The organism is Enterovibrio makurazakiensis (assembly GCF_050336585.1).
Lineage (GTDB): Bacteria > Pseudomonadota > Gammaproteobacteria > Enterobacterales > Vibrionaceae > Enterovibrio > Enterovibrio gelatinilyticus.
The window spans coordinates 124,510-137,361 of record NZ_JAKJSE010000009.1; the positions used below are offsets into that span (position 1 = coordinate 124,510).

At 47.2% G+C, this 12,852-nt stretch carries 10 protein-coding genes; 7 read left to right on the forward strand and 3 right to left on the reverse strand.

Annotated features, from left to right (window positions below; genetic code table 11):
• The first annotated feature begins 15 nt into the window (after positions 1-15).
• From L4D06_RS07795 to L4D06_RS07810, 4 genes are all read left to right on the forward strand, one after another.
• Complete coding sequence (locus tag L4D06_RS07795) at positions 16-999, forward strand: TRAP transporter substrate-binding protein (protein WP_428822533.1); 984 nt, start codon at positions 16-18, stop codon at positions 997-999.
• Positions 1,000-1,090: 91 nt separating this feature from the next.
• Positions 1,091-1,591, forward strand: coding sequence for a TRAP transporter small permease (locus L4D06_RS07800; protein ID WP_429738630.1), 501 nt, complete (start codon positions 1,091-1,093; stop codon positions 1,589-1,591).
• Positions 1,588-2,886, forward strand: coding sequence for a TRAP transporter large permease (locus tag L4D06_RS07805; protein ID WP_429738632.1), 1,299 nt, complete (start codon positions 1,588-1,590; stop codon positions 2,884-2,886). Before L4D06_RS07800 ends, L4D06_RS07805 begins: the two co-directional genes overlap by 4 nt.
• A 196-nt stretch (positions 2,887-3,082) precedes the next feature.
• Positions 3,083-4,885 (forward strand): DCC1-like thiol-disulfide oxidoreductase family protein, encoded by a 1,803-nt coding sequence (locus tag L4D06_RS07810; RefSeq protein ID WP_429738634.1) that lies wholly within the window; start codon positions 3,083-3,085, stop codon positions 4,883-4,885.
• 212 nt (positions 4,886-5,097) lie between these two features.
• Here L4D06_RS07810 and L4D06_RS07815 read toward each other — a convergent pair whose 3' ends face one another.
• Complete coding sequence (locus tag L4D06_RS07815; protein WP_274162698.1) at positions 5,098-5,583, reverse strand: DUF1097 domain-containing protein; 486 nt, start codon at positions 5,581-5,583, stop codon at positions 5,098-5,100.
• 625 nt (positions 5,584-6,208) lie between these two features.
• On the opposite strand from L4D06_RS07815, the gene brnQ reads away from it, so the two are divergent.
• Entirely contained in the window at positions 6,209-7,525 is a 1,317-nt protein-coding gene (gene brnQ / locus L4D06_RS07820) for a branched-chain amino acid transport system II carrier protein (RefSeq protein ID WP_429738637.1), read from the forward strand.
• A 164-nt stretch (positions 7,526-7,689) separates the two neighbouring features.
• Here brnQ and L4D06_RS07825 read toward each other — a convergent pair whose 3' ends face one another.
• Both L4D06_RS07825 and L4D06_RS07830 read right to left on the reverse strand, forming a co-directional pair.
• Positions 7,690-8,943: a Y-family DNA polymerase gene (locus L4D06_RS07825; RefSeq protein ID WP_429738639.1), complete on the reverse strand. Its 1,254-nt coding sequence runs from the start codon at positions 8,941-8,943 to the stop codon at positions 7,690-7,692.
• Entirely contained in the window at positions 8,931-9,338 is a 408-nt protein-coding gene (locus L4D06_RS07830) for a LexA family protein (RefSeq protein WP_274162701.1), read from the reverse strand. The genes L4D06_RS07825 and L4D06_RS07830 overlap by 13 nt, the downstream gene beginning before the upstream one ends.
• Positions 9,339-9,642: 304 nt before the next feature.
• Here L4D06_RS07830 and L4D06_RS07835 point away from each other — a divergent pair, with 304 nt between their 5' ends.
• Positions 9,643-11,097 (forward strand): NAD-dependent succinate-semialdehyde dehydrogenase, encoded by a 1,455-nt coding sequence (locus tag L4D06_RS07835; protein WP_429738641.1) that lies wholly within the window; start codon positions 9,643-9,645, stop codon positions 11,095-11,097.
• Between the two features lie 632 nt (positions 11,098-11,729).
• Positions 11,730-12,767 carry a TRAP transporter substrate-binding protein gene (locus L4D06_RS07840; RefSeq protein ID WP_274162703.1) on the forward strand — a complete coding sequence of 346 codons (1,038 nt, stop codon included), beginning with the start codon at positions 11,730-11,732 and terminating at the stop codon, positions 12,765-12,767.
• Positions 12,768-12,852 lie beyond the last annotated feature (85 nt).

The following is a 12,852-nucleotide window of genomic DNA, read 5'->3' on the forward strand; positions in this document are numbered from 1 at the left end:
AAAAAGGAGTACACCATGAAATTTTCATTGATGATGACCGTCATAGCCGGATTACTTTCCACCAGTGCATCTTATGCTGATACCACCATACGGATTGGCCACGCCACACCAGAAGTTTCTCCCATTCATCAATCGCTTCTTTATTTCGAGGAAGAATTGGAGAAACGCTCTAACGGAGACATCGATGTTGAAATCTACCCTGGCGGCCAACTCGGTAGCGTAAGGGAAATGACCGAACTTGTTCAGTCCGGCAACATCACCATGGCAACGGGCGCGTCCGTCCACCTGTCTTCCACGGTGAATGAGTTGGCTGTACTTGACCAATTCTTGCTGTTTGCCGATGAAGACACTGCACGAAATGTGCTTGATGGCGAGGCAGGCAAATCATTGGCCGCCGCCATGGAAAAACGCGGCTTGAAGTCAATGGGCTTTATGGAGTTAGGCTTTAGAAGCTTCACCAACAACCGCGCACCGCTTGATAGTTATGACGCATTTGCGGGGCTTCGTATGCGATCGGCAGATAACCCTATCGCCATCAGTGCATGGCGATCTGTTGATGCCGTGCCCATCCCGCTGGCATGGGGAGAAATCTATTCTTCGCTCCAGCAGAACCTGATTTTCGGTCAAGAAAGTGCCCTCTCCTCCATGCTTGTTGAGCGCTTCTTTGAAGTACAGAAATACGTATCGCTCACCAATCACATTTACTGGCCTGAACTCTGGATGGCCAATCTCGAGTGGTACAACGATCTCGATGACAAAGACCGCAAATTGATTGATGAAGTCGCAAGAGAAACCATTTTGCTTCAACGCGACTTAACCTTGAAGACAAACAACGAAACATTAGCGGCACTCAAAGAAAAAGGCCTCAAGGTCAACAGCCTACCGTTAGAAGACCGCGAGCGTTTGGGTAAAACCATGAACACCGCGATTGAAGCCGACATCCGTAAAAAAGTGGGCAGTGATTTTTACGACCAGTTTATGTCGAACCTTCAACCTTAGTGGCGATACAGGGCTTCTCATCGATTGAGAAGCCCTGTGTTTGACGAGTGTTCAACGTTCACAAACTGGTTGTCATGGAGAATCTCCCACCATGTTTCGGATAATCGAAAAGTACTTCGAGCCAACTATCATTGTCACCAGCCTCTTCGCGATCATTGTGCTGGTGTTTGCAGATGTCATAGCACGCTTTGCGTTCTCAACCTCTATCGTCATCGCCAATGAAATCGCAAGGCTGTGCTTCGTCTACCTCATTTACTTTGGTATCAGTTACGCCATCCGAGAACATCGCCACATGCGCGTCACTTACTTTGTCGACAAATTCTCGACGAAGAAAAAACGTGTTGTGATGTTTATCAGCGAATCCATCTTCCTCATCTACTCAGTCACGGTTTGCTACCTAGGCGTACAAATTACACAGCAAGCCATAGAGCGAGGGAAAACCTTATCAGCCACACAATGGTCAACGTCTGTACTTTACGCTGCCATCATTTTTTCAGGGTTGCTCTGTAGCCTGCGACTTCTCTACTCGCTGTACCAAATTGGTGTGCGCGGTGATTTGAGCCTATATAACAGCGAGGAGACGCCATCATGACTTCACTGATCCTCTTCGCAGGTTTCTTTGGCATGTTGCTCATCGGTGTGCCAATTGGTATCGCCCTTGGCTCAGCATCGCTTCTCGCCATTATGTACATCCCTTTTCTCAAGCCCGATTTGTATGCGCTTGGGCTTGTCAGCGGCATCAACAGCTTCACCTTGATTGCTGTTGTGTTGTTCACCCTTGCAGGCAATATCATGAGCAAAGGCGGGATTTCCAAACGTTTGATCGCCGTTGCCGATACCTTATTTGGGCGCGCACCGGGCGATTTGGGCACCGTCACTATCATGGCTTGTCTGTTCTTCGCAGCCATATCAGGCACAGGCTCTGCCACTGTCGCAGCGGTGGGTTTGGCGATGATCCCCGCGCTTGTTCAGCGAGGATATGACCGCGCTTATGCTGGCGCTATGGTAGCGAGTGCTGGCGGATTAGGTGTGATGATCCCACCGTCAGTGGTCATGATTGTGTACGCCGTTGCGGCGGGCGTATCAGTGACGGCGCTGTTTATGGCAGGGATTCTGCCCGGTATCGTGATCGCCATTACTTTGATCACTTACAACTACTTTCACCGCAGACAAAACCGCCATGCTCACATGGTAGATACTCGAGCACCCGCGACATACAAAGAAATCTTCCATGTACTCAATGAAGCAAAGCTCGCACTCATCATGCCCATTGTTATTCTCGGTGGCATCTACGGCGGCATTGTCACGCCAACGGAGTCTTCTGCCGTAGCCGTGGTATACGCCTTGATTGTCTCTTGCTTGGTGTATCGCGAACTTCCGATGAAGCAATTACCCAAAATCATGCTGGAATCCGCCATGCTGGTCTCCGCAGTGCTCGTGATTATCGGCGCATCCGTGGCCTTTGGTCGCATTATCGCACTAGAGAAGATCCCCACCGAACTGGCGCAGTTCGTTTTATCGAGTACGGAAAACAAATATTTCGTCCTCCTCGCGATACTCGTATTGCTCCTTATCATCGGCACCTTCTTGGAAACGCTCGCCTCGATTGTCATTCTGACGCCAGTGTTATTGCCAGTTCTCACCAAGCTAGACGTGGATTTGGTGCATTTCGGTATCGTGATGATCGTCGCCCTCGCCATCGGTTTCGTGACACCTCCGCTTGGCGCAAACCTCTTTATGGCGGCCCAAGTGGGAGAGATACCCTTCGAGAAAATAGCCAAGCGGATACTACCCTGGGTTATTACCTTGATTGGAGCGCTTCTGCTTATCACTTTTATTCCGCAAATATCTCTATTTTTGCCGGAATACTTTCTTGGGTACAAATAGCCTAAGCTATCGGGTGAAAGTATTGAAAATTGGAATAATATAAATACACCACAGCGTCACAAGCAAATATAAGGTCAAGCACATAAAAGCAGATCTTCAACAACTATAATAAATACCATTATTAAGAGTGATACTTTGGTTATGTCCATTTTCATTCACTTAACGCATGCATAACTGGTAAGCATTGGAATCGTTGATGAGTTCTTTTAAAACAGTATTCGGTATCGATCTACGTACATTGGCATTGTTCCGTATCGGTCTCGCCTTAATGATTCTAGTTGATCTTATCAGTAGAGCCCGTGATATCACTGCGTTCTATACTGATGAAGGGCTGCTTAGTCGCACCGCGTCCATGGCGCTGTCCTCAGACTATCGACTTTCACTTTATTGGATGAATGGCAGTGAATGGTTCGTCACGTTGCTTTTTGTCATTTCTGCGTTCGTCGCTATCTTGCTCCTCATTGGCTACAAATCCAGAACCATGGCGTTTATTAGTTGGATTTTTCTTTTCTCTATCGTAAATCGAAACAGTGTGATTGTAACCGGCGGTGACGTACTGCTCGTAATAATGTGTTTTTGGGCAATCCTTCTACCAATTGGTGCAAGATTTTCAATAGATAGCTCGCTAAATCGTCGATATAAAACAGACGAAAATGCAGTACCTGATGACCACAGATACTTTTCGATCGTCTCGGTCGCCGTTCTTCTTCAAGTGATGTATCTGTATTTCTTCACCGCATTACTAAAAACGTCAGATGACTGGCAAGTCACCATGGATGCCGCGTACTACGCCGTTCATATCGAACAACTCGCCACCGTATTTGCCATTTGGATGAGAGGTTTTCCTGAGCTACTCACATTTGGCACTTACTTTGTTTGGTATCTAGAAATCATTGCGATATTTCTGGTTTTCTCTCCTATCTTCCACGTTCAATTGCGATTGTTCACACTTGCACTGTTGATCGTCATGCACTGCGCCTTCTTTATGTCTCTCCACATCGTGCTTTTCCCATTTATCGACTTTATGTCGCTGAGCTTACTCATTCCAGGAGTGTGTTGGGACTGGTTAGCCAAATTCAATGCCAAACCCAAACGGAGAGACATCGTTATTTTCTATGATGAAGGCTGCGGATTCTGCAAGAAAACCTGCCTAATACTGCGAAACTTTCTTCTTCCTGACAGTGTGAAGATACACCCTGCACAGAAGAACCCCGACATTTATCCAATCATGGAAAAGGAAAATAGCTGGGTGCTTCGTGACCATCAAGGTGGCTTACACACTCACTGGAATGGCGTTCAATATCTGTTTAGGGTATCACTACTTTTTAGACCCATCGGAGTAGTGATGGGATGGAAACCCCTATTAGGGGTTGGAAATAGACTCTATCGTTGGATAGCCGATAATCGTGACATGATGGGGCGAATTACTGAACGCTTTCTGCCTTATAACGACCAAAAAGACCGCGCCGGTTATGTAGAAAATTGCGTGGCCTTGGGGGCACTTTATATTGTGACTTACTACAACGTTAGCGGTATTCAACAATTTCACGTAAAACGCCCGCAACATGTCTCGATACCCGCTAAGGTGCTACGCATTGATCAACATTGGGGTATGTTCGCTCCTTCACCCCTTAAATTCTCTTTGATGCCCGTTATCGAAGGTAAAACCCGAGGTGAAGACGTCGTTGATGTTTGGAGTATGAGCTTTGAGCCACCAAGCCGAGTGATACCTGAACTTCTATCTGCAGAGTTCAAAAATTACCGTTGGCGTAAATACTTTGGAAGATTGCATTCAAATCGTAACAAGAAAGTACTCGCAGGTTATGGCGGCTATTTATGCAAGCAATGGAATGAAGGAATCTTAACAAAAAACAAACAGTTAGCATCTTTCACAATTGAATTTGAACGACTAAGAACCATGCCAAATTATAGGCCGCGTAAACCCTCAACAGTAAAAGTGTGGACCCATTGGTGCTTCAAAGAGTACGCAAAGAAATAGGTTTGTCAGTTTCGGCAATATAGTGTTTCTTGTGGTGTGCGTTATATCAACGCTCATTCCAACGCCACTGGCTGAAAATCGTCTGAGCTTTTGCTTTTCAAAAGTTACTTAAAACGCTAAGAGCCTTATCACAATCGATGATAATTGCCGTTCATTGCTGAATGCAGAGCTAACGAACTACCTGAAATAAGAGTCGAGTTGCTTATTCTCGATTAATGTTCGGGATTAAATCCAGCCGCATCCGAAGACTGATTCGATTTATTGTGAAGCCATAGTCCTGTTGCTTTCATCAAGTATCCAAACACTCCACCAAGCAGCAACGACGGCAAAACAAGTTGCCAGTCACCACCCGCTGCGAATGTGGCGCAACAACCAATAAAAGTGCCTGGGATATATCCCAACCATGCTTGTTTCGCTTGGATACACATAAAGAAAGCAACAACAGCAGTAATCACGTAGCCTAAAATGTCTAGCCCAACAAAGTTGGAGCTTTCGATAATCACCATTGCCCAAAATACACCAGTTGTGTTGGTTAACAAGCTCGCTGCAAGTCCCTTTACACCGCCAGTAGGCGACGCAAAGTAGCTGGTGCATCCCAAGAAACCTGCCCATGACAGTAAGCCGAAAGAAACGGCAATCCAGCCCCATAGACCTGACAAAATACCTGTTGTTAACGAAATCGCGACCAATGTACTCATGTTGCTTCTAAAACCTCACTGCAAAATCTCTGCATTCGGTTTTAGCCTCACTAATAATCAAGCAAGCATACTAAGGGATAACAGCCCTCAATTAATAGACTTAAATCACATAATTAATGTACAGAATAGATGCGATCTCATACGTTAGTGACATATATCACAATTTCAGCCTCCAAATTGTTAGCGAATTGTTTAGTACGTCAACACGCATCCTAACCATTAACGCGATTGCAATTGTGGCACTGAATCCCTCACCCCATCATAAAATGTCATTAATAACCATTACGACCAAATTTCCGATCATACGCTGAGTTATATAAACTTAAATATCACAATTGTGATACACAAATAACCTAAAGATTGTACTTTACAAAGAATCTCTTTCACTCTATGTTGTCAGCTCCTTAACCAACAAGTGCATGAGTTATGTCCCTAACTGCTCACAACAATTTGGCCCAGCTACACACTGCATCAGCCAAGAACGTTGCAGCACTTGTCTCTGTCGTCGTCGTCATTATCTGACGCTGACGATGCTACTATTCGTCAGCAAAAAGCTGGCGAATATAAGTCTCTCCTTTTACATCTTCCAGCAAACTGACTAAACACTTTATATAAGGTACGTCGTTTGAAAAGAAGAGAACTCGCAGCCATAGGTTTCATGACATTCGCCCTATTCTTGGGCGCTGGCAATCTCATTTTCCCACCGTTAATGGCACAGCAAGCTGGCGAGAACTGGCTATCTGCAATTGCAGGCTTCCTCATTACTGCAGTAGGCTTACCGGCATTAACCTTGGTTGTACTTGGGAAGTTACCTTCAATAGATCGGCTCACGTCAGCATTGCCAGCATGGATGGATCGTGGCTTTTGGATCTTAATCCTTACCACCATTGGCCCTGCGTTTGCCTTACCTCGTGCAGTGACGGTTGCCTACGAAATGGGGATAAAGCCATTTAGCTCTGGCGATGGGCTTTTTCTCTTTTCTATACTATTTTGCGCACTTACGCTTGTTTTAGCGATAAAGCCCGGAAAACTCATTAATTACATTGGTCGGATAATGACACCAGCACTCATCGCGATGCTGGGTCTACTCACTGTATTTGCGCTGTTTAATCCCTTGGGGTCACCCTCAAAAGCTACGGATATTTACCAATCGGCACCAGTTGTTAACGGCCTCATTCAAGGTTATATGACGCTAGATGCTATCGCGGCGGTGGTGTTCGGTTGGGTTATTATCAATACTATAAGAACCACTAGCAGTCAGGATAAAGAAACGTCATTTCGCGATACGCTAATTATCGTCGGTATATACGCTGCCTTGATGGCGCTTTGTTATCTTTCTATGGGTTACTTGGGTGCGACATCATCAAACATTGCGCCGAATGCGAGTAATGGTGGAGAGATTTTAGCCGCTTATGCTGCTGGGCAGTTTGGCGCATTTGGACAAATCTTATTGGCATCAATCACACTCATCGCATGCCTAACCACAACGGTAGGTATTACAACTGCCAACGCCGAATATTACAAAAATACTTATGGTATCAATGTTAAATTAAGCGCCATTGTTGTCACCTTTCTCACTGCGACCATTTCTAACGTTGGGCTAGAAACTATTATTCAGGTGAGCTTGCCCGTTATCTTGATCCTGTGTCCAATCGCTATTGCTTTGATCCTATCGGTGATATTTATCCCTAAGGCCGGTGAACCAAAACAACGTTGCGCATCGATGGGACAAACCATGGTGGTGCTTATTTCTGGCGTATTTGGAACATTGGATGCTTTGAACATTTTGGGTAAATTACCCGACTTTGTAAGCGACACAGCAACTCACTACTTACCACTGTTCCCAGACAACATGTCTTGGTTGATGCCATCATTGGTCACCATGGCATTGGTCCGGATCACCCGCCAATTCATGGCGAGTAAACAGCCACTGTTCGGCTAATCCAACATAAGTAAAATGGAGGCGCAACCATGCGCCTCCATTTTCATTCCAAGCACTGCTTCTCATCCCTGCTTGCTAGATTTCCCATTCACAGCCTCAATCGCTTCTGACGTTTGAACAGTATGTTCCATCAATGAATCAGACAGGGCTTACTCCTTGCTCGCTCAACATCTCACCAACGGTACGTCGCCCCAACGTGTCGTATACTGGGGCGACAAGAATTCACGCCGCATACCCCACTTCGGGTCAATTCCCTGTGCGCCCATAAACACCGCGCCAGTACCATAGCGTTGATTTAGACCATCAAACGCCTGCATCAACGCTGGGTTACCGGGCTGCGAGTTAAACAAGTCAGGCTGCACGTGCTTTGCATTTACCAAATCAAGCAATCCGACCCCGACCTTGTAATAGCGCACGCCCTCTTGAAACAACTGCGGTACCATCGCTGCCACCGCAGAAGTGATCACCGCGGTGTCATCTGCCGGAAACGCAAAATGCTGCATTTGTTTAAAGCTCTTGGGCCTTTCATCAAACGGCGAATTTCCCGCGAACACCATCAATACAGAACAGAGCGAGCCTTGTGCTCGAAGTTTGGCAGCAGCGATTCCCACGTGTTTACACAAAGCTTGGCGGAGCGATTCTTGATCCTGTATCCGTTCCCCCATCGAACGTGTCGAAAAGATCTGCTTTTTGTCCGCTCTGGCGACGTCCCACCCTTTGCAGACTTCGCCGTTTAACTCCCTGACCGTACGCTCCACTTCAACGTTAAATTCCTTACGCGCAAGGCCAAGTGGCATGCGAGACAATTGCAGGGCGGTATTCACTCCTTGTAACTTCAATCTCGCGGCAATTTTTCGGCCAATGCCCCACACATCCCCCGTTTCCATGTGTGAAAGCACCGCAACACGCTCTGATTCCGAGTCCAACACGCACACGCCGTTGTAACCCTGTAACTTTTTCGCTGCATGATTTGCCACCTTAGCCAGAGTCAGAGTCTTCCCCATACCTACGCCGACTGCCAAGCGACACTCTTTCCACACTGACTGTCGCAATGCCTGCCCTTGCGCACGTAAATCTGGCACCGCACTGCATCGATGAAACGACAGGAACGATTCATCGATCGAGTAGACATGCTGCTCAGGCGCAAAGCGCCCGATCACCTGCATCATACGATCAGACAAATCCCCATAAAGCTCATAGTTCGACGAACACACAATCACCCCTGCCGCCTCACAACGGGCACGAACCTGAAAGTACGGTTTGAACTTCTCGATACCCGCTTCTTTTGCCTGACGGTTCGCCGCTACAACACAACCATCGTTATTAGAAAGCACAATGACTGGCTTGCCGCGCCAATCTGGTCTAAACACCTGCTCGGCACTGCAATAAAAGGAATTGGCATCCACTAACGCGAACACAAAAGCGGGCTCTGGCGGTGACAGCGGATAGAGCGAATCACGACACCTTCAATGGTAAAGATGTCATGTTGAGTAATGGCCACGGAAGAATACATATCATTGGCCGAAAGCAGAAGGCGACGCGGCACATCAAGCAGTTTACAGATAAACTCGCCGTTTAAGTTTGCCACAATCACATCACCATCCCTGGCGGTAACGTGCCGATCGACGATCAAAATGTCACCATCGAAGATGCCCACGCCCTGCATGGAATCACCCGACGCTTTACCAATAAAGGTCGCGCTTGGATGCTCGACAAGCAGCTCATCAAGGCTCAAAGGCAATTGGCGATAATCGCCCGCTGGCGACTCAAAACCAGTAATACCGGCGCTAGCAAGAATAGGGATAATGGTCATAAAATATACTGTTTATATATACAGTATTCATTTTAGCGCTTTTCGTCTTACAAGCAAGATCCCACGTTTCTGACAGCCGGAAATTTGAACAGGACTAACACGCAGCAGGGGCATCATCACGCAAGGATGTTCATTAGATACAGACATCCCATTCTGAGGTCTTCCCTGCTAACTCCTAAGTTTCACGATGGGGGGCATACCGAAGCAATAATGGCGTATAAAACAGGGGGTCACTATTCTAACTGCATAATCACTCAACTCATTCGCCCAATGGTATAAGGCGGATTCACCATAGGATTTTTTTATGCAGCTTAGCGACCCACAGCTTTACCGCCAACAAGCTTATATCAATGGCAACTGGACTGATGCAGGAGCGCAGAGTGTCATTGATGTGAAAAATCCTGCGACTGGCGAGAGTATTGGCTCTATTCCCAATCTGGGCCGAGTTGAGACCGTAAATGCCATTGCATCCGCTGAGGCTGCTTGGCCTGCGTGGAGGGCCAAGACAGGAAAAGAACGCGGTTTGATCTTACGTCGTTGGTACGACCTCGTCATGACGCATATCGATGACCTCGCGATGATTATTACCCTTGAAAACGGCAAACCGCTTGAAGAGGCCCGTGGTGAGGTACTTTACGCGGCATCATTTCTCGATTGGTTTTCTGAAGAAGCACGTCGTCACTATGGTGATGTCATCCCGCAGACGAAGGGAGACCAACGTTTGTTTGCTATACGCCAACCTGTGGGAGTATGCGGTGCGATCATTGCGTGGAACTTCCCTTGCACACTGGTGACACGAAAGGTAGCACCGGCACTGGCTGCAGGCTGCACGGTTGTCCTTCGGCCTGCTAGCCAAACACCGCTCTCCGCCCTCGCACTTGCAGAGCTGGCTGAACGCGCTGGCGTCCCTGCGGGTGTTTTCAACGTGATCACAGGTGACGCACGGGCTATCGGCGCGGAACTGACCGCCAATGAAACGGTTCGCAAAATCACCTTCACGGGTTCGACGCCTATTGGGCGCCTACTCATGCAGCAAGCAGCGCCCACTGTTAAACGCTTATCACTTGAATTGGGGGGCAATGCGCCATTCATTGTGTTCGAAGATGCAGACGTGGAAAAAGCTGTCGACGCGTTAATGGTGTCCAAATTCCGTAATGCGGGGCAGACTTGTGTCTGTGCTAACCGCGTTTTTGTTCATGATTCAGTCTATGAAGAGTTCGCTCGCCGAGTCACGGAAAAAGTGCTCGATATGAAAGTCGGAAACGGGCTTGAAAGTGATGTTTCAATCGGCCCCTTGATCGATGAAGCTGGCGTCGTAAAAGTATCGGAACTGGTTGAAGATGCTATCGGAAAAGGCGCACGCTTGCTGGCAGGCGGCAAGAGACACGCGCTGGGCGGCGGTTTTTATGAACCAACCGTGTTAGCAGATGTGGGTCAGGATATGGACGTCGCAAGCGAAGAAATTTTCGGCCCAGTGGTTACCCTGTTTCGTTTTGAATCGGAAAATGACGTGATAGAACGAGCGAACTCGGTAGAAACAGGACTCGCTGGGTATTTCTTTAGTCGAGATGCATCAAGAGTATGGCGTGTAGCCGAAGCGCTTGAAGTGGGCATTGTAGGCGTAAACACCGGCATGTTTTCAAACGAAGTTGGTCCGTTCGGCGGCGTTAAGCAGTCAGGCTTCGGACGCGAAGGCTCCCGTTATGGCCTTGATGACTTCTCAGACCTGAAATATATCTGTCTCGGTGACGTGAATTAATCACCTGATTCTTCAATATGCCAGCATCCCAATGAATAGGATGCTGGCATCTTAACTTTCGTCGCTGCCCTACAGCTAAATGAAAGGCTGCCTTTACCGTTCGGTCCATACCTCGATATCGCCATGTGGAACTCAACATCCACACAATCAAGATTCTGAAGGCAAGTTTTCAGAGAGTGATGTTTCAGAAAACAATATTTCAAAGGGTAAAGTTCATATAACTAAGTTCTAAATAGCAAAGTTTTAAAAAGCAAAGGTTCACAAAGCTAAAGTTTCATACAGTAACGGTGCACACAACAAAAGCCTTGTGGTTAATCCAGCTAATCTCTGTGCTCAGATGCGCACTCCCCCTCTCTTGTCCAAACGGACTAATCTAAGACGCTGATTATTATCGACTTATCTCTTTCTTTCCCCTCAAACTGCCGATACTCGCTCTCCACTCATACCGCTATTCATTTATCGAAATCGGTATATCACCCACCTTCTGTTTCTCAAATTTACCAACCATCACGAAATACGATGCCCGCCATTCCGGATGGCTTGTTCGGAAGTGCTGCGAATTGGCGTATAACTTAATGTAGATGATGCAGTTTCATCTAAAGAACTTCTTAAAAGTCAATAGGGACATTTTCATGAAGAGTATTAAAAAATTAGCAACAGTTTCTTCAATTGTATCGGCACTCTTTGCCCCACTAGCATCCGCTGATCCCGTGAAGTTAAACATGCCATCGGTTTACCCAGGATCGCTGACCCAGCTTGGTACAGCGGGTGTGCGTGTAGCAGATACCGTCAACCTAATATCTGGCGGCGAAGTAAAGATAAAGTTCTTTGAACCGGGTGCCCTTGTTCCAGCGCTAGAAATTTTCGACGCTGTTTCAAATGGCTCTGTTGATGCAGGTTGGTCTACCTCCGGTTATTGGGGTTCGAAGAATTCTGCGTTGAATATTTTTGCCACTGTTCCCTTCGGCCCTCAAGCGGGCGAGTACCTTGCATGGATGTGGTATGGCGACGGCGATAAGCTTAAGAACGAAATCTACAATAGACACGGTATCCAGAGTATTACCTGTGGTATCCACTCTCCAGAAACGTCAGGCTGGTTCAAAAAGGAAATCAACAGCCCAGCAGATCTTAAGGGCTTGAAAATGCGCTTCTACGGCATTGGCGCTAAGGTCATGCAGAAACTCGGAGTCGATACGCAATTGTTAGCCGGCGGTGATATTTTCCCCGCATTGGAGCGCGGTACCATTGATGCGACCGAATTCTCCATGCCCGCAATTGATCTCAAGCTCGGTTTCTACAATGCGGCCAAACATAACTACTTCCCTGGCTGGCATCAGCAATCCACGATTCAAGAACTGCTGGTTAACAAAAAGAAGTGGGACGGTATGACCGAACGACAGCAGGCGATAATCGAAACCACTTGTCGATCTAACATTGCCACTCAATATGCGGAAGGTGAAGCGATTCAGGCTCCCGCGCTGGCTGAAATGAAGGAAAAAGGCGTAATAACGCACCGTTGGAATGACGAGATGCTCGACGCGCTTAGAGGCGGTTGGATTACCGTTCTTGCTGAAGAAAAAGCCGCCAACCCTGAGTTCGAGAGCGTCTGGAATAACCTCGAACAATTCCGAGAGCAATATGCAGTCTGGAAGAACCTCGGGTACCTCTAGTCACATCTTAGAAAAACAAGATCAGGCCGCCGCGTAGTCGGCCTTTAGTTTCTAAGCTGTAGTAAGTGCTTATGAAATAAACGCT